Annotated in this window: 15 protein-coding genes; 12 read left to right on the plus strand and 3 right to left on the minus strand. The window is 62.5% G+C overall.

Going from position 1 to position 16,890, the window contains the following annotated elements:
• Window positions 1-8: 8 nt before the first annotated feature.
• On the plus strand, window positions 9-410 hold the full coding sequence (locus BJ960_RS02930; protein WP_185986187.1) for a DUF3592 domain-containing protein: 402 nt from the start codon (window positions 9-11) through the stop codon (window positions 408-410).
• A 79-nt stretch (window positions 411-489) separates the two neighbouring features.
• Here the strand turns inward: BJ960_RS02930 and BJ960_RS02935 are convergent, their stop codons facing one another.
• Both BJ960_RS02935 and BJ960_RS16965 read right to left on the minus strand, forming a co-directional pair.
• On the minus strand, window positions 490-933 hold the full coding sequence (locus BJ960_RS02935) for a RidA family protein (RefSeq protein ID WP_185986188.1): 444 nt from the start codon (window positions 931-933) through the stop codon (window positions 490-492).
• Entirely contained in the window at window positions 926-1,726 is an 801-nt protein-coding gene (locus BJ960_RS16965; RefSeq protein WP_307814652.1) for a helix-turn-helix domain-containing protein, read from the minus strand. The genes BJ960_RS02935 and BJ960_RS16965 overlap by 8 nt, the downstream gene beginning before the upstream one ends.
• Window positions 1,727-1,833: 107 nt before the next feature.
• On the opposite strand from BJ960_RS16965, the gene BJ960_RS02945 reads away from it, so the two are divergent.
• The 8 genes from BJ960_RS02945 (at window position 1,834) to BJ960_RS02980 (ending at window position 13,164) form a co-directional block, all read left to right on the plus strand.
• Window positions 1,834-2,760: an amino acid ABC transporter permease gene (locus BJ960_RS02945; RefSeq protein WP_202229172.1), complete on the plus strand. Its 927-nt coding sequence runs from the start codon at window positions 1,834-1,836 to the stop codon at window positions 2,758-2,760.
• Complete coding sequence (locus BJ960_RS02950) at window positions 2,757-3,548, plus strand: amino acid ABC transporter ATP-binding protein (RefSeq protein ID WP_272928800.1); 792 nt, start codon at window positions 2,757-2,759, stop codon at window positions 3,546-3,548. Before BJ960_RS02945 ends, BJ960_RS02950 begins: the two co-directional genes overlap by 4 nt.
• A 78-nt stretch (window positions 3,549-3,626) precedes the next feature.
• A complete protein-coding gene (locus tag BJ960_RS02955; protein WP_185986190.1) occupies window positions 3,627-4,538 on the plus strand; it encodes an ABC transporter substrate-binding protein in 912 nt (303 codons plus the stop codon).
• Complete coding sequence (locus tag BJ960_RS02960) at window positions 4,535-5,467, plus strand: acetamidase/formamidase family protein (RefSeq protein ID WP_185986191.1); 933 nt, start codon at window positions 4,535-4,537, stop codon at window positions 5,465-5,467. Before BJ960_RS02955 ends, BJ960_RS02960 begins: the two co-directional genes overlap by 4 nt.
• A 15-nt stretch (window positions 5,468-5,482) precedes the next feature.
• On the plus strand, window positions 5,483-6,436 hold the full coding sequence (locus tag BJ960_RS02965; RefSeq protein ID WP_185986192.1) for a phosphotriesterase family protein: 954 nt from the start codon (window positions 5,483-5,485) through the stop codon (window positions 6,434-6,436).
• Window positions 6,437-7,168: 732 nt separating this feature from the next.
• Window positions 7,169-11,164 (plus strand): choice-of-anchor G family protein, encoded by a 3,996-nt coding sequence (locus BJ960_RS02970; protein ID WP_185986193.1) that lies wholly within the window; start codon window positions 7,169-7,171, stop codon window positions 11,162-11,164.
• Window positions 11,165-11,353: 189 nt separating this feature from the next.
• The gene (locus tag BJ960_RS02975) at window positions 11,354-12,082 is read left to right on the plus strand and encodes a DUF5819 family protein (protein ID WP_237463615.1); all 729 of its coding nucleotides are present in this window, start codon (window positions 11,354-11,356) and stop codon (window positions 12,080-12,082) included.
• Window positions 12,082-13,164: an HTTM domain-containing protein gene (locus BJ960_RS02980; protein WP_185986195.1), complete on the plus strand. Its 1,083-nt coding sequence runs from the start codon at window positions 12,082-12,084 to the stop codon at window positions 13,162-13,164. The genes BJ960_RS02975 and BJ960_RS02980 overlap by 1 nt, the downstream gene beginning before the upstream one ends.
• A 223-nt stretch (window positions 13,165-13,387) precedes the next feature.
• Here the strand turns inward: BJ960_RS02980 and BJ960_RS02985 are convergent, their stop codons facing one another.
• The gene (locus BJ960_RS02985; protein WP_185986196.1) at window positions 13,388-14,137 is read right to left on the minus strand and encodes a GntR family transcriptional regulator; all 750 of its coding nucleotides are present in this window, start codon (window positions 14,135-14,137) and stop codon (window positions 13,388-13,390) included.
• A gap of 193 nt (window positions 14,138-14,330) precedes the next feature.
• Here BJ960_RS02985 and BJ960_RS02990 point away from each other — a divergent pair, with 193 nt between their 5' ends.
• From BJ960_RS02990 to BJ960_RS03000, 3 genes are all read left to right on the plus strand, one after another.
• The gene (locus BJ960_RS02990; RefSeq protein WP_185986197.1) at window positions 14,331-15,311 is read left to right on the plus strand and encodes a fumarylacetoacetate hydrolase family protein; all 981 of its coding nucleotides are present in this window, start codon (window positions 14,331-14,333) and stop codon (window positions 15,309-15,311) included.
• 47 nt (window positions 15,312-15,358) lie between these two features.
• Window positions 15,359-16,294 (plus strand): MBL fold metallo-hydrolase, encoded by a 936-nt coding sequence (locus BJ960_RS02995; RefSeq protein WP_185986198.1) that lies wholly within the window; start codon window positions 15,359-15,361, stop codon window positions 16,292-16,294.
• 167 nt (window positions 16,295-16,461) lie between these two features.
• On the plus strand, window positions 16,462-16,800 hold the full coding sequence (locus tag BJ960_RS03000; protein WP_185986199.1) for a hypothetical protein: 339 nt from the start codon (window positions 16,462-16,464) through the stop codon (window positions 16,798-16,800).
• Window positions 16,801-16,890 lie beyond the last annotated feature (90 nt).

A 16,890-nucleotide genomic window follows, 5' to 3' on the forward strand; every position in this document is an offset into this window, starting at 1 on the left:
CAAAGAAAGTGCTCTGGAAAATTTCCGGGCTGTGGAAGGGGCTCGTGTTCATCGCGTGCATCATGCTCGTTGTCGTCGCGGGCTTCGTTGTGCTGGCAGGGATTCGCCTTTGCCGAGCCGTGCCGAGGCAGTGGCCGACGGTGCGGGGCGAGTGGATCGGCCCGGCCCTGCGTCACGCGCCGCAGCGCTATCAATATCGCACGCCCGACGGTTCCTGGCGCGAGGGTACCACCCGGGTGAAAGTGTTCTGGCGCCCGCCGCACAGTGGGTTGTGCCAGGTGGCCTACGACCCGGCAAACCCCGCGCGTTCGCAACCTGCGCAGCTGCGCTTAGACGGCACGGTGCTCATCGGGACCGGGATCCTTGCCGCAGTGGCCGGCATTGTTCTCCTCGCCATTGCGCTCGCCTGAGCGGTCCCCCCGGAACTTCCCGGTGCCTCTCGCACGGTCGGCGGGTGACGGACTAGCTTGCCATCGAGGCGGGTGGTTACTACGAGCTGGCCACGTCAGAAAACACCGCGTCGATCTCGACGGCAACGCCGCGGGGAAGTGACGCCATGCCAAGCGCCTTCCGGGTCGGAAGCGCTGTGTCGCCGAAGACCTCGCGCAGGAGGCCGCTCGCGCCCTCGGCGACGTCGCCGTGCTGCGTGAAATCTGGGGTGGTGTTCACGCACACGTTCAGCTGCACGAGCTGGAGCCCGTCGAGGGTGCCATGGTGCTCGCGCACCGAGTGGAGCAGTCGCAGCGCCGCTTCGCGTGCGGCCTCGGCGCCCTGCTTGACAGTCACCTCTGCACCCACCTTGCCGAGCGTCAGGCTCGTGTGACCGGAGGTGAAGATCAGGCCGTTCGCGCTCACGCACTGTGCCATGGTGGGGGAGTTCGGGCCGTCGGTCGCCCCGAGCGCGAGAGCGAGGGTGTCGCGAGTGCTAGTCATCGTTGGTTCCTTCGGACGATCCGGTCGTGCTTGGCACGGTGACGGGGCTGACGATCCAGTGCACCTCTGCGACTCCGTCGCCGACGTTGACCGTGCGGTGGAGCTGCGAGCTGCGGTACTCGATCGTGTCCCCGGCGTCGAGCAAGTGTGACCTGCCATCAACCTGTACGTCGACCGAGCCGCGAATTACGGTCAGGAATTCCTGAGAGTCACCGTGGTTGTAGGGCTCGTTACCTGTTGATTCGCCGGGGTCGAACTCGCCGGCGAACATCTCGATATGAGACAGCGGGCGCGGGCTCAGCATGTATTTGCGGGCGCCGCCGTGGATCAACTGAGGGCGTTCCCCATGCCTGACGATGCGCGGGCCAGGCGGTTGATCGGAGTTGAACAACTCTGCGAGGGTCGTGCCAAGGGCCTCGGTCACGTCTCGCAGGGTTCCGAAGCTCGCGCGGCATGTTCCTCGCTCGAGCTGGCTAAGAAAACTCGCGCTGACGCCCGACATCTCACCAAGCTGGGTTAGCGACAGCCGCCGCAGCTTTCGTATCTCTCGGATTCGCGCGCCCAGCTGAGCGTCTTCGTCTCCAGAATTGCGTTTTTGAGTACTCATCCCTTCGGATGTTACAGGTTTTGGGGCGCTATGTCTGTACCTGAGATTTAGCGTTAATAAAAGTAGATTGAAGTGGGCCGATGTCCTTTTTGGCTCCTGGGCTGGTGGGAATGGCGCAATTGCGCCAGGTTTTCCGGCGAGGCGCGATTGTTGCTTCAACCTACTTGTAGAACTACTGAATTTCATTTACAGTGAATTCATCGACCTTGCGGTCCCCGGAGCAAGCTCTCCAGGAAGCGCAGGTGCGTCAACGTAGACGAAGCCCGGGCCGGGCTCGACCGAAAGGTGGCCGAGTGAAAACCACATCCCCTCCCCGCTCTCCAGCGGCCGCTGGAACTGCAGCGGACATCACCCCACTCGAGATTGTTCCTCTGAAACGCTATGGGCGAATGGTGATCGCGGCGGTCGCCGTGCTGCTTGTCGGCGGTCTCATCTTCGCCCTCGTCACGAGCAAGAACCTCGACTGGAGGGTCGTAGGCCAGTACCTATTCGCTCCGGTGATCATTGAAGGCGTCATCTTGACCGTCCAGTTGACCGTTCTCGCGGTCATCATCGGCATCGTGCTTGGCATCGTGCTTGCGCTGATGAAGCTCTCCGATAACAAAGTGCTGACTGTCCTTGCTGACCTGTACCTTTGGTTCTTCCGTGGCACGCCGCAGCTCATCCAGCTGATCTTCTGGTTCAACCTTGCCTTTCTCTTCCCTACGATCAATCTGGGGTTCGTGAGCTGGGATACCAATGCGCTCATTACACCGTTTATTGCTGCGCTCATCGGATTGAGCTTGAACGAGGGTGCCTACATGGCCGAGATCATTCGTGGCGGCATCCTCGGTGTGCCGAAGGGGCAACGCGAGGCAGCCATTGCGCTCGGTTTCACGCCGCTGGAGATGATGACGAAGATCATCCTCCCGCAGACGATGCGCATGGTGATCCCGCCAACGGGTAACCAGGCGATCGCGATGTTGAAGGTCACCTCACTCGTCTCAGTGATCTCGGCTCGTGATCTGCTCACCAACGCTCAGATGATCTACTCGCGCAACTACTACGTGATCGAACTGCTGATCGTCGCCTGCGCTTGGTATCTCCTACTGACGACAGTCGCCACGCTGTTGCAAAACCAACTCGAAAAGAAATACGCCGGACGCAGTGGCAATACCCCAGCGCGCGGCGCTCATAGAGGTCTGTTCAAGCGCCTCACCCAGACGGGAGCACAGCGATGACCTCGACAGACTCGACAACGAACACAGAACGTCCGATGGTGCAGGCCGTCGAGGTGCGCAAGAGCTTTGGCGGCAATGAGGTGCTTCGCGGCGTGAGCATCGAAGTGCAGCGGGGAACGGTGACCGCACTTATCGGGCCATCCGGCTCGGGCAAGAGCACGTTTCTGCGGTGCATCAACGACCTCGAGACGTTCGACTCCGGCGATATCCTCGTCGACGGCGAACGCGTCGCCTACCGGCGTGAGGGAACCAAGGCGTACGAGCTCAAGCCGCGCATCGTTGCGAAGCGGCGCGCAAAGCTCGGAATGGTCTTCCAAGGGTTCAACCTGTTCGGCCACCTCACTGTGCTCGAAAACATCATGATCGCCCCGGTGCAAGTGCTGAAGCAGGACAAGCGAATCGTTGAGGAACGCGCTCTCGAACTGCTGAGCAAGGTAGGCCTCGCCGACAAGCGCGACGCCTACCCTGACTCGCTGTCGGGCGGCCAACAGCAACGCGTCGCGATTGCGCGGGCGCTTGCGATGGAACCGACCCTCATGCTCTTCGACGAGCCGACCTCGGCGCTCGATCCTGAGACGGTCGGCGAAGTGCTCGAGGTCATGCGCACCCTTGCTCGCGAGGGAATGACGATGATCGTCGTCACTCACGAGATCGGGTTCGCGCGCGAAGTGTGCGACCAGGTCGCATTCCTCGAAGACGGCGTGATCCAAGAGATCGGCCCGCCTGAGCAAGTGCTCGACAATCCCACGCACGAACGAACCCAGCGCTTCTTGAGCCGCGTCATCTGACGCGCGCCCCAGCGCATCGCACCACCGATCCGCCCCAACGGCGGGGCGGATCTTGAACCGAACGAGAAAGCACACCCCATGAAACGACACACAACCTCCTTGAACGTCGCTATCCCGGCGCTGATGGTCGCGAGCCTCGCGCTCTCGGCCTGCGCGCCGGCTGGCGCGCCCGCAGACACCGAAGAGGCTCCGGTTGATTCGGCGGCCGTCGTCGAAGAGATCCGCGAGATGCTGCCAGACGCCATCCTGGGCTCGAACACCATCAAGGTCGTGACCGACCCGTCGCAGGCGCCGTACGAGTTCACCGACGATGACGACAACATCGTCGGCATCAACCCTGACCTCGCTGCTGAAGTGGCCGCGGTGCTCGGCGTGAATCTCGAATGGGCGCGCGCAGACTTCGGTGGTCTGATCACGGGCGTCGCGACGAAACGCTACGACATGATGAGCGAGGCGATGTGGGACACGGAGCAGCGCCGCGAACAGATCGATTTCGTAGACAACCTCATCTCGGCGAACAACATCGTCGTTGCGAAGGGCAACCCGCTTGGCATCAAGGACCTGCCAGACCTGTGCGGTAAGAACGTTTCGACGCTCGAAGGCAGCATGATGGTGGAGCTCTTCGAGGAGTTCCAGCCCAAGTGCGGGGGCAATCCCATCAACGTGCTGATCGCGCCGACGACGGCCGACCAGCTACTGTGGCTGTCGACCGGGCGCGCTGTGGCGACCATCGCAAACCCAATTGTCACCGAGTTTGGCATCGAGCAGGGCACCGCCCGCGATATTGAGGTGGTTCCCGGCGAAGGCTACCTCAGCAACAACTACGGGTGGGCCTTCCACAAAGACAATGTTGAGTTGCGTGACGCCATCGCGGCGGCTATTCAGCACCTCATCGACACGGGCGCGTACGACGATGTGATGGATAAATGGAACGTTTCTGACAACAGTCGCCTTGCCCAGGTTGAGATCAACAGCGAGATTGTGAAATGACCGCGGACACGCAAGACCTCGGCCCCTACGGGCGCATGTACGAACTCGCTCCCGACGCGACGATGACCGGGTCGGTCGTGCCGGGGCGCGAGTTCACCGTGCACACGCTCGACTCTTCCGGTGGCCAGATCCGCGCCGACGTGGACTACGGCGACCTCGACGCCAGCAAGTTTTTCCCGGTGGTCGGTCCGGTCGAAGTCGTCGGCGTTGAACCGGGAGATGTTGTCGAGATTGAGATTCTTGACATGGATCTTGACCCACTCGCGCACACGTGGACCAGGCCGGGCCTCGGGCTCCTCGGGCAGGATCGGTTCGCGGTGATGGCCGTCGACACCGCCACGCTCGAGCTCCGGCCGGGCGGACCGGGGACCCCGGTGCTCGCCGCAGCGCAGCCGAAAGCACACGTGGGCGCGCTCGGGCTGCTCACCGACTCGGTCGAGCCGGCGCGCACACTTGGACACTACGGCGGCAACATTGACTTCAGTGCGGTTGGGGTCGGCGCGAAAGTGTGGATCACCGCGTCCGTGCCGGGCGGCGGCTTCTTCATTGGTGATGTGCACGCGACGATCGGCGACGGCGAGGTCTGCGGAACCGGCGCAGAAACGGGTGCCTCGGTCTCGCTGCGGCTGAACCGGCTGGTGGGAGTCGGATCGATCCTGCCGACCGTCGAAGACATCGACGGACGTCTCTGGGTGATCGGCGTCGGCGCCTCCGTTGAGGAGGCGCTGCAGGAAGCAACCGCGTACTGTGTGGCCAGGGTCGCCGATCAGGCGGACATTGGCAAGGACGAGGCGTACCTCTCGGTCGGGCTGCTTTTGAACGTCAAGGTCTGCCAAGTTGTGAACCCGCGAACGAGCGTCGCTGTCTCGCTCGACGGCGGGCTCGACCGGGTGCTGCGCGTTGCAGCGTCCGCACACGTGAACGTCTAGGCGAAAGGAACGATGGTGAACCTCAGGACCGTCTTGGGCGACGTGCATGTTGACGGTGTCGACCGGGTGCTGCCGCATGAACATCTGCTCTGTGATTTCAGCCCGGTGACCGGAGACCGCAACCACATCTTCAACAATCCGGCGCTTGCTGCACGTGAGCTCGGATATCTGAACGAAGACGTGCCGCCAGCCCCGGGCAGACAGCACGCCATCGTCGAAGTGACGCTTCGCGACCTGGGGCGTGACCCCGAGGGTCTGCGCCGCATCTCGCAAGAATCAGCCACGCACGTGGTGATGGGTACTGGCTGGTACCTCGAACCGTACTACCCCAAAGAGGTCTACGAGGTCTCGGCCGAGCAGCACGCGGCCCTGATGATTCGGGAGATCGAGGAAGGCGTTCTCGCCGCAGACGGGACGCGGATTCGCGCTGGCGTGATCGGCGAGATCGGCACACACGGCGGCACGCTCTCGCCAGCAGAAGAGCGGGTGCTTCGCGCGGCGGGCCGCGCCTCGAACGCGACGGGTGCAGCGGTGACGACGCACGCGTTCATGTATCCGACCGGGGTTGACCAGTTGAGCATTCTCGAAGAAGAAGGGGTCGATCCGCGCCGCATCGCGATCGGGCACGTCGATACCTTCCTTGACCACGCCTACCTCACGGGGTTGCTGGACAGGGGCGTCTATCTGCAGTTCGACACGTGCGGGCGTGAACACCTCATGCCTGACGGCTTGCGTGTGGAGATGCTTGTGCGGCTCATTGACGAGGGCTGGGCGGACTCCCTCCTCATCTCGAGTGACCGCTGTCACATGACCGACCTGAGGATCCGTGGCGGACTCGCCTACTCGTGGGCAATCGCGGGGTTTTGTGACCTGCTCCGAGCCTCGGGGGTTGCTGAGACGGTTGTTGACCAGCTCACCAGGGAGAACCCGTTGCGGCTGCTCGGCGGCGTGCGGGCAGCGAACGCGTAAACCTCGGTTTTTGTCTTCTTAACCGTGGCCATGGAACTGTCGCGAGCGCGCTCGCCGCACCTAAGCCGCAGTTGACAGCGCCTTCCAACGACACAGGCGGGGTACCGGACGTTGGGTCCGGTACCCCGCCTGTGTCGTTGGTGTGTCGTCTCGACCACCCCGCGCGACGCGGCGGGCGGTCGGAAACCATCGCAGTTCACGAGGTAAACGGGGCCACTGAAGCTCGTGAGCTCACGTGAACAAACGGCTCGGACCGACTTGAATTGTGGCAGGTTCGCTGGAATCCGCCATGCAGACACGCACAGCGATCCGCGCAGTCGTTCCTGGCCAAGTTCTGCGCGCGCCGGGACCCGAGCTAGATACCCAGATGAGGCGGTCGTTAGGAACACAGGCTGGCTACCAGCACGTGCTCGCGTTTTTGACAACAGATTCGGAAAAGGTTGTACGAGTCCTCCGGATGGCCGGGCCGATGTCCGGGGAAAAGTTGCTTGAGAGATCTGGTCCCAGAGGTTAGTCTCATCGGGGGGGTTCGTCTATGTTCTGCCAGTGACCAAACTGGGCGGAATCTTCGCGAAAACTTTTGAAGAAGATCCTCCATCCTTTTACATTGACGTCAAAGATAGAAGGTCGAACATGAGAAAACTCATCCCTCCGGCGAGGCGCCGAAGAGAAGGGACGCGGAGTATTGCGCTTGGCACGGCAGCAGCCGTCGTCATAGCGCCCGCGCTCTTCATGTCTCAGGCAGCTTTCGCTGCCGATGCCGATCCGACGGCGCGATCTGCCGGCCAAGGACAGCTCATCAACCTTGATCTGCTCGACCTTGATCTCGCCTCGCTCGGCTTCACCCAAACCAGCTTCCCGGCGAAGCCCGGCCCGGATACTGGACAGCTCGATCTGGGTGTCCTCGGCAATGAGACCATCAGGTTGGGAGATGGTCTTCAGCTACCGCTGCTGAAGAATGCACAAGGGCAGGGGCTCATCCACCTCGGTGAATTGGGAGCGGCGAGCAGCTACAGCGAGTCGCTGTCAGACGCGAGCTCTAAAGCCTCTTCGGGCGTGCTCGGTTCTGGCGGATCCATTGCAGTGAGCCCGAACACAGGGGTGGGCACTGACCCGGCCTACGTGGATCTCACTGATTTGCTCGACCAGCTTAATGTCAGCGGTCTGACCGACTCTGTCCTTGATCAGGCTCGTGTCGAGCTTGGCAGTCTTGCAACGTCAGCAGAGAGCGCAAGCGACGTAGTGACCAGCGAGTACGTTCTCGCGGGCGCGAACATCACAGTGCGCAGCCCGCTTGTGGGGACCATTGCAACGAACCTCGGTGGTGTCGTTCAGACCGCGGTGCAGCCCGTCAACGACCTCGTTGAAAGTGACGGTGCCCTTAATAAGCTCCTCACCACCTTGAAAGACGCGCTGAACGGGTTCGACCTGGGAGTGGCGAAGATCAAGGTCGGCGCTGCGACCGTTGCTATCGATGGAATAGATACTGTCGGAGCAAGCGTCGTCGAGCAGCTGATTAGCACGCCGATTGCGAACAACAGCGGCTCAGTCTCGATCGATCTCGGCACCGGCGAGGTCACTCTCGACGTCGCCAAGCTGATCAAGGAAGCCGATGGCTCGGACGTCAACTCCCTTCCTGCAAACTACAACGTAGTATCGGCAGAATTCGTGCAAGCCGTTACCACCGGCATCACGGAATCGCTCGCTGGGATCACCACGAAGGTGACGACGATCCTGAACTCGGTACTCAACAACCTCGCAGTCAGCCTTGACGTTCAGGTTGAGGCCTGTGCTGTGCTTTGCTTGGCAGACGGCGGCGTGAAGGTGGCTGGGACCTTGGCTCAGTTCGCCGGAACCGACCCGACTCCGCCCAAGCTGACGACCACGCTGAAGATTGCAGGACTCGTCGACGTCGGCGCGCTACTCAATCCCGTGCTAACGATCGTTCTCAACACGATTACAACGGTTACCGGCCCGACTATTCAAGGTGTGCTCAATACGGTATCCGCCGGACTCGGCAACGTGATCAACCCGGTTGTGAAGGCCGTGACGGATCCGCTGGAGCCAGTCCTCCGGGGAGTACTCGACCAGCTCGTGACGCTGCGCATCAACGAACAGCCAACTGCCGTTCCGGTGAACGGAGATGGTGATCTCGGTGTAGGTAGCTTCACCGTGCGCGCGATCTCGCTCGGCCTTCTCCCGGCAGCTGGCGGTGAAGGCATCGCGAAGCTCTCGCTCGCGTCGTCGACCGTGCGCGCTGCCGTGGAAGATGACAATGGCAATGTGAATGCTTCGGCTTCGGCTGCTGCGTCGGCGAATGCTGATGATGAGAGCAATGCTTCGGCTCAGGCGGCGGCGCAGGCTGCGGCTGATGCGGATGCGAACTCGACGGCGTCGGCTGCTGCTGATGCGGATGCGACTGCTGCAGCTTCGGCTGCTGCGACTGCTGATGCTTCGGCGGATGCGTCGCAGGATGTGGATGCTGATGCGAATGCGTCGGCAGCTGCTGCGTCGAGTGCTTCGGCTGATTCGACCGCTGATGCTGCGCAGGATGCTGATGCTTCGGCTGCGGCGAATGCGAATGCTTCGGCGGCGGCTTCGGCTGCTGCGGAGGCTGACGCTTCGACGGATGCTTCTGCGGATGCAGCTGCGAACGCGGATGCGGATGCTGATGCAGGAGCTTCGGTTGCTGCGAATGCTGACGCCGTTGCAGATGCGAGTGCGGATGCTGATGTTGATGGCAATGTGAATGCTTCGGCTTCGGCTGCTGCGTCGGCGAATGCTGATGATGAGAGCAATGCTTCGGCTCAGGCGGCGGCGCAGGCTGCGGCTGATGCGGATGCGAACTCGACGGCGTCGGCTGCTGCTGATGCGGATGCGACTGCTGCAGCTTCGGCTGCTGCGACTGCTGATGCTTCGGCGGATGCGTCGCAGGATGTGGATGCTGATGCGAATGCGTCGGCAGCTGCTGCGTCGAGTGCTTCGGCTGATTCGACCGCTGATGCTGCGCAGGATGCTGATGCTTCGGCTGCGGCGAATGCGAATGCTTCGGCGGCGGCTTCGGCTGCTGCGGAGGCTGACGCTTCGACGGATGCTTCTGCGGATGCAGCTGCGAACGCGGATGCGGATGCTGATGCAGGAGCTTCGGTTGCTGCGAATGCTGACGCCGTTGCAGATGCGAGTGCGGATGCTGATGTTGATGGCAATGTGAATGCTTCGGCTTCGGCTGCTGCGTCGGCGAATGCTGATGATGAGAGCAATGCTTCGGCTCAGGCGGCGGCGCAGGCTGCGGCTGATGCGGATGCGAACTCGACGGCGTCGGCTGCTGCTGATGCGGATGCGACTGCTGCAGCTTCGGCTGCTGCGACTGCTGATGCTTCGGCGGATGCGTCGCAGGATGTGGATGCTGATGCGAATGCGTCGGCAGCTGCTGCGTCGAGTGCTTCGGCTGATTCGACCGCTGATGCTGCGCAGGATGCTGATGCTTCGGCTGCGGCGAATGCGAATGCTTCGGCGGCGGCTTCGGCTGCTGCGGAGGCTGACGCTTCGACGGATGCTTCTGCGGATGCAGCTGCGAACGCGGATGCGGATGCTGATGCAGGAGCTTCGGTTGCTGCGAATGCTGACGCCGTTGCAGATGCGAGTGCGGATGCTGATGTTGATGGCAATGTGAATGCTTCGGCTTCGGCTGCTGCGTCGGCGAATGCTGATGATGAGAGCAATGCTTCGGCTCAGGCGGCGGCGCAGGCTGCGGCTGATGCGGATGCGAACTCGACGGCGTCGGCTGCTGCTGATGCGGATGCGACTGCTGCAGCTTCGGCTGCTGCGACTGCTGATGCTTCGGCGGATGCGTCGCAGGATGTGGATGCTGATGCGAATGCGTCGGCAGCTGCTGCGTCGAGTGCTTCGGCTGATTCGACCGCTGATGCTGCGCAGGATGCTGATGCTTCGGCTGCGGCGAATGCGAATGCTTCGGCGGCGGCTTCGGCTGCTGCGGAGGCTGACGCTTCGACGGATGCTGATGCCTCGGCGTCGGCTGCGGCTCAGGCGGCGGCTGAAGCTGACGCATCAACGGATGCTTCTACGGAAGCAGCCGCTGCCGCGGATGCCAGTGCGAGCGCCAGCAGCAATGCTGATGCTGATGCCGACAACAACGGTGAGGCTGACTCTGGTCGAAACGTCGAGGGCGCTGCTGATGACAGCGGAAACGTGAACGCTTCGGCGACGGCTGCTGCGTCGGCGAATGCTGATGATGAGAGCAATGCTTCGGCTCAGGCGGCGGCGCAGGCTGCGGCTGATGCGGATGCGAACTCGACGGCGTCGGCTGCTGCTGATGCGGATGCGACTGCTGCAGCTTCGGCTGCTGCGACTGCTGATGCTTCGGCGGATGCGTCGCAGGATGTGGATGCTGATGCGAATGCGTCGGCAGCTGCTGCGTCGAGTGCTTCGGCTGATTCGACCGCTGATGCTGCGCAGGATGCTGATGCTTCGGCTGCGGCGAATGCGAATGCTTCGGCGGCGGCTTCGGCTGCTGCGAAGGCGAGCGCCTCTGCAAACGCTTCTGCAAGCTCCGCCGGCAACGGTAACGCAAGTGGCAAGCCTGCTCTTGCAAACAGCGGTTCAGACGCCAACGTGTGGCTCTTCGCAGGTGTCGGATTGTTGTTGATCGTCGCTGGCGGGACCGCAGTCGCACTGCGTTCGAGCTCGCGATTCTCGGCGCGCTCCTGACAATTTGCGAAAGAGCTTGCCGCTAGGTTGGGCGTACAGTTCAACCTAGCGGCAAGCTCACCGCCCACTGTGACCAACTGATCACAGCGTGCTGTCTAAGCGATTGCTTGGACAGCACGCTGTTTTTTCGAAAGAAGTCAGATGACTGAAAGCCGTTTGAAGCGGAGACCTCCCGTAGTTCGAGGAGCAATGATCGCATTCTCGCTCTTCGTCGCCTGGCATATATTTGCCTCATTTCTCTGGATTGCTCCGCCTTCGCCCTTGCGGGAAGTTGTCCCAGCCAAAATGCTCTCGGGCTACATGCTCCCGATGTTCGGTCAGTCCTGGAGCGTCTTCGCGCCCGAACCGATCAATGGTGATTACCGAATCAAGGTCCGTGCCGTCACTAACGCTTCTGGCGAGGAACAAGTGACCGAGTGGGTAGATGCGACAGAAGTGGAACTCTCCATGATCCAGTACAATCTGTTCCCCCCGCGCGCGGGTCTTGGGGCATACGAGGTCGCGAGTCAGCTCAAGGGATCCTTCGACAAACTCACCGACGACCACAGAGTTATTGCGGGTCTCAATTACTTCGACGAGGATTGGCAGTCGCGTCTCGAACAGAAGATGAAAGGGTACGGCCAGCCGGAACTTGTCGACGCCTATGTCAAAGCAGAAGCACAGGCCCTCGCTTATTCCTCCCAGGTCGCGTTCGCGATGTGGGGCCAAGAAAACGTCGTGCGAGTGCAGTACCAGGTCACGAGGCAGAACATTGTCCCGTTTGCGAAGCGTCACGACCCTGAAGCGGAGCGGCCCCCGGTACAGCACGTGACAACCGGTTGGCGAGGAACTGTGGTCCGAGACGGGCAGAACAGCGCAGCGTTTGAGGACGTATTCGTTCGCCAGTACGAGAAGATTCAGCAAGAGGGCACGAAGTAATGACGAAGCAACATCTCCCTCAGACGAATCGTCCCATCCGCACGGCCTGGATCTTCCTCAAACTGTTGTTCTCACACCTCGTTGGGATCGCAAAGACGGTCGTCGTCTCCATCGCCAGTGCACTCGACTCGTGGCTGCTCGATTCCCGTAAAGCGTTATACGGCATCGCAGTTACTCGCATGCTCTTGGGCCTCTCCGCGCTTGGACTATTGCTCTCGAACTATTCGACGCGACTGTATAGCTTCGGCTCCGGGTCGGTGTGGAACGGTGAAGTTATCGAGCCCAAGAGCGATTTTCCCAAGATCTGGCTCTTCAGCCTCTTTCACCGCGCGATTACAAATGACTACACGTATTCCTTGCTCTACATTGCTCTCATCGCGCTCGCAGTGCTCGTGATCGTAGGCTGGCGGACACGGATTGTCCTGCCAGCCTTCTTGGTGATGTGGGTTTCGTTCATCGAAGCAAATGACATGCTGGGCGACCAAGGTGACAACATGTTCCGCATCGCCGTCCTCATCATGCTGTTCATGGATACCTCTCGTCGATGGTCTTTTGACGCAAAGCGACGAGACAAGCAAAAAAGTTCCGCTGACCAATCCGTACCCGGTCAACTGGGAAACCTTCTTCACAATCTCGGGCTTGTGGCGCTCACCGCACAGGTATGCTTTGTCTACGCGTCCGGAGCGCTGTATAAGGCAGGAGGGGCGCCGTGGTCGGGCGGCTACGCCGTCTACAATCCGCTCCAGACTGAGCGCTTCGGCACCTGGCCCGTACTGTCTGATTTCGTGACCAGTTGGGGGCCGATGGTGGCCGTCGCCACCTGGGGTTCCATAATTATCCAGTTCGCTTTTGTGTTCCTCCTCCTCACTCGGCCTACACGAATAATCGGCCTCATTGGAATCTTGAGTTTCCATATTGGAATCGCAGTCCTCATGGGCCTGCCGTGGTTCTCGCTGACAATGGTTGCGATCGACTCCATCTTCATACGCGACAGGACTTGGAAAGGCATGAGCGCTCGCGTGCAGCATCTCGCACTGAAAGCTCGCACGCTCGCATCGGGGGCCGCCTCGCGGGAGATCTAGACACTGGGCTGACCCAAGTGGTGCTGCCGTTGGAGGCGCGTTGCGAGCCGTACCTCCAACGGCGGTCTGCAGGGTGTCACCATGACGCAGCGACCCGCGATGCGAAGCCACCTGAGTGCTTCGGAAGACCCCAGGGGCAAACATGAAGTGGGAAACTGCGGACGCTCGACTTCGTACCGGAGAATGTCGGGGGCCAATGGCCGGGAACGTCGTGGTGCTGACGTCACCTGCCCACCCGAATCTCAGACATACTCACCGATGGCCAGCGCGCGAGGGCGTCGAGGACGCGGCGTCGTGATACCTCGATGTGGGGGCCGAGGAAGTCGACCGCTTTCTGAGCATCACGCCGTTCGACGAAGCGCACCACGTCAGTGAGGGCGCTCACGCGGCCCCCGAGCTCGGCGAACTCTGACTCAATGACGAGTCGCCAGACGCGGCTGAGCTCGCCGTTGATACGGTGATGCGAGGCAAGCAGGTACGGGTTGTCGCTCGCCTCGGCGATGACCGTGAAAATCTGCAGCGCGGCGTCGATCGCCGCAACGAGATTGTCACGCGTGGCCTGATCGTTGCCGGGAACGATCTCGGCGTTGAGACGTGCGCCGACCTTGGTGACCTCGGCGAGCTGCGCATCGCTCAGTGCTGGGATGCCAGTGCGGGCGATCTCTGGCGCGAGGAGCGCCCAGAAATCGAAGAGCTTGCCGACCGAGTGCAGCGTCAGGGGAGCGACGACCGACCCCTTGCGTGGCTGGGTGATGAGCAGCCCCTCCTGGTCGAGCCTCGTCATCGCGTTGCGCACGGATGCCATGCTCATGCCGAGACTCGTGACCAGCCCGCGCTCGGTCACCTTTTGCCCCGGTGCGAGACGGCAGGAGACAATGTCGCCCTTGATCCGGTTGTACGCGATCTCCGCGAGCGGCAGGTCAGCGGCACCCCCAGGGGGTGTTCTCGTCGCCGTCTGCGTGGGCTGTGACATCTCGCTGCCTCTCGGTGTGGAACACCCTCAGACTACAACCTCTTGCACTCTCAGGCACCCAGGCATAACATGTGAAAAGTGGTCCTGTGACATGTCAGATTTGCGGGATCGAGAGCACGCGAGGACGCACCACCGCGGTACGCACGCCCAAACGTCTCGAACACGAAGTCACGGAACGAAGCTGGAGCCCGCAATGAGATTCGTCACCTTCCACCGCCCGGGGGACCCAACCCCGCGCCTCGGCCTCGACAACAGCGACGGCGAGACGTACACCGACCTCACCGCGCGGTACCCTGACGACCCGGCGTTCGCGTCGATGCTCGCACTCATCGACGCGGGGGACCGGGGGCTGGACGCCGCGTGGGAGGCCTACCAAAAGCTCGACGAGGCGGCGCTCGTTGAGCAGGACGCGATGACGCTCCTTGCCCCGTTTACCCCGCGACGGATGCGCGACTGCGGCCTCATCGTCAGCCATCTGCGCCAGAGCATCTCGCGCACCGCGCGCTGGATCACCGAGCACACCGACGACGAGCGCTCGTACGCGACGCTCTACCGCCAGCTCGACGGCGCCTTCAACCCGCTGTACGACCCGGCGACGCCGGTGCAGTACGCCGAGCGGAACCCCGAGACCGTCTCGGCGCCGAACGCCGTGCTCGAATGGCCTGCAGGCAGCGACTACCTCGACTATGAGCTCGAGCTCGCCGCGGTCATCGGCAGGGGCGGCACGAACATCACACCCGAGGAAGCCGAGCAGCACATCTTCGGGTACACCGTCTACAACGATTGGTCGCTGCGCGACGTGCAGGCCCGCAACGCGCTCGCGGGCGCCGGTGCGCACGGCAATGCGAAGGACTTCCCGGACTCGAACCCGTTCGGCCCGTGCGTGGTGACGCGCGACGAGATCCCGGACCCGCAGAACCTCCGCATGTCAGTGCGGGTCAACGGCGAAACGTGGGGCGAGGGATCCTCGGCGCAGATGATCCATTCGTTCCCCGAGGCCATCGAGCACATCAGCGCCCGCGAGCCAATCGTCGCAGGCGAGGTCTGGGGCACGGGCACCGTGCGCAACGGCTCCTCGTTCGAGCTTGGTCGCCGGCTCCCACGGCCCGCCCACGTCGAGCTCGAGATCGAGCGGATCGGGGTACTCGCCCAGTACGTCATCCCGAAGCCCTAGTCACACGTCACTCCCCGACCGAACTCGTTCCCGAAAGGACACCACTCATGAACGCCCCAGTTCCCGCCCTCGAAGGCGACCCCCGCCTCATCCGCCTGAGCGACGACGTGTACGTCTTCGGCACGTACCCCTACTCCGGCCTCATCGTCACCGACGAAGGCTGCGTCGCCGTCGATGGCCCCATGTCACCGCAGAACTCGGCGCTGTGGAAGGAGTTCATCGACAGCAAAGGCCCGCTGAAGTACCAGGTCTACTGCGAACACCACTCCGACCATGCGGTCTCCGCGCCGCTGCTGGAGCCCGAGGTGCTCATCACCTCGGAGACAACCGCGCTCGGCCTCGACTCCGACGAGGCGGCGCGCGAGGCAATGCGCACCTGGGGGTCGTACCCTGACACCGCGCCCGAGTTCATCGACGCGTTCAAGATGCGGCGCCCGAATCTCACGTACCGCGGCCGCATGAACTTCGAGCTCGGCGGCAAGCGGTTCACCCTGTTCGAGGCTCCGGGGCACACCATGGGCTCCACGGTTGTGCACGCCATCGACGATCGCGTCGCGTTCATCGCTGACACTGGAACGACGCCCGCGATCCAGTCCGGTAACCCGGTGTCCTGGCTCACGACGATCGCCCTGCTCGAGACGCTCGACGTCGACTGGTATGTGCAGGGCCACTCCGACCCGCTGAAGCGCGAGGACCTCCACTACTGGCGCACCAAGCTCCTCGCCGCCCTCGATCAGGCCCGCGCCGACCTCGCGAACGGGGTGACCCCACAAGAGGTCGCGGGGCGGGGCGGGGTGCTCTCCGTCGTCGAGCTCCTGCGGAAGCCATTCGTCGGCCGAGGTGACATGCCTCCCGGGCTGCGCCAGGCGGCAGGGACGACGCTGCAGGAGTGGGGCGTCGACCGCATGTACGAGGCGATTGCCGCCCACCCGACCGATGCGCCGGGCGCCGCGCTCGGCCCCGGCCTCCGCGAGATCGTCTGACCCGTCGGGTGCGGCGAGCGTGCGTGCTCGCCGCACCCTGTCTGGACCTCTCGCTGTGAGCGCAGGATCGCGGCCGTCGAGGTGTGAGCCAAGATACCGATCCTGCCGCGATAGCGTGAGACCCATCGCGCGCCAACTCGCCGGTGAAGCGGAGGGGTATCGGGTCCATGGGGCTTCGGATCACGCTTGAGATTGAGAACCCGAACGAGCCGCCGGCGGTCGACGTGCACTCTGAATGGGCTCAGTTTGCCCTATGGATGTCAGGGAAGCACGGGTACGGTAACTTGGCCGGTCACGAGATTGGGTTGAGCCCTGAGCGGGTGCGAGCCTTGTGCGAATGGGGAGACCGGGCTGATGCCGTGTTTCCAGCCGATGATCCCGCGAGCTTCGAACTGTCGGACGATTTTCTGCAGGAGGGATACGAGCTGGCCCGGCGAGTTCGTGCGGAACTCCCCGCTGAATGGGTGGTCACCACCTTGGAACCCCGCGTCGAGGTCATCCGTTGAAGTCGCCCTCGACGACTGACGCGCATGAGTATCGGCCCCGCTCTCGCTTCGCATGCTTGGAGAACCCGTGCGGGACGAGATCTTGCACGG

Origin of the sequence: Leucobacter aridicollis (assembly GCF_013409595.1) — a bacterium.
Lineage (GTDB): Bacteria > Actinomycetota > Actinomycetes > Actinomycetales > Microbacteriaceae > Leucobacter > Leucobacter aridicollis.

What these genes read in the sequence shown, in the direction of transcription:
- BJ960_RS02935 (WP_185986188.1), bottom strand. Translation starts at nt 933, where the DNA reads ATGACTAGCACTCGCGACACCCTCGCTCTCGCGCTCGGGGCGACCGAC.
- BJ960_RS16965 (WP_307814652.1), bottom strand. Translation starts at nt 1,726, where the DNA reads ATGAAATTCAGTAGTTCTACAAGTAGGTTGAAGCAACAATCGCGCCTC.
- BJ960_RS02950 (WP_272928800.1), top strand. Translation starts at nt 2,757, where the DNA reads ATGACCTCGACAGACTCGACAACGAACACAGAACGTCCGATGGTGCAG.
- BJ960_RS02955 (WP_185986190.1), top strand. Translation starts at nt 3,627, where the DNA reads ATGAAACGACACACAACCTCCTTGAACGTCGCTATCCCGGCGCTGATG.
- BJ960_RS02960 (WP_185986191.1), top strand. Translation starts at nt 4,535, where the DNA reads ATGACCGCGGACACGCAAGACCTCGGCCCCTACGGGCGCATGTACGAA.
- BJ960_RS02970 (WP_185986193.1), top strand. Translation starts at nt 7,169, where the DNA reads ATGTCTCAGGCAGCTTTCGCTGCCGATGCCGATCCGACGGCGCGATCT.
- BJ960_RS02975 (WP_237463615.1), top strand. Translation starts at nt 11,354, where the DNA reads ATGATCGCATTCTCGCTCTTCGTCGCCTGGCATATATTTGCCTCATTT.
- BJ960_RS02980 (WP_185986195.1), top strand. Translation starts at nt 12,082, where the DNA reads ATGACGAAGCAACATCTCCCTCAGACGAATCGTCCCATCCGCACGGCC.
- BJ960_RS02985 (WP_185986196.1), bottom strand. Translation starts at nt 14,137, where the DNA reads ATGTCACAGCCCACGCAGACGGCGACGAGAACACCCCCTGGGGGTGCC.
- BJ960_RS02990 (WP_185986197.1), top strand. Translation starts at nt 14,331, where the DNA reads ATGAGATTCGTCACCTTCCACCGCCCGGGGGACCCAACCCCGCGCCTC.
- BJ960_RS02995 (WP_185986198.1), top strand. Translation starts at nt 15,359, where the DNA reads ATGAACGCCCCAGTTCCCGCCCTCGAAGGCGACCCCCGCCTCATCCGC.
- BJ960_RS03000 (WP_185986199.1), top strand. Translation starts at nt 16,462, where the DNA reads ATGGGGCTTCGGATCACGCTTGAGATTGAGAACCCGAACGAGCCGCCG.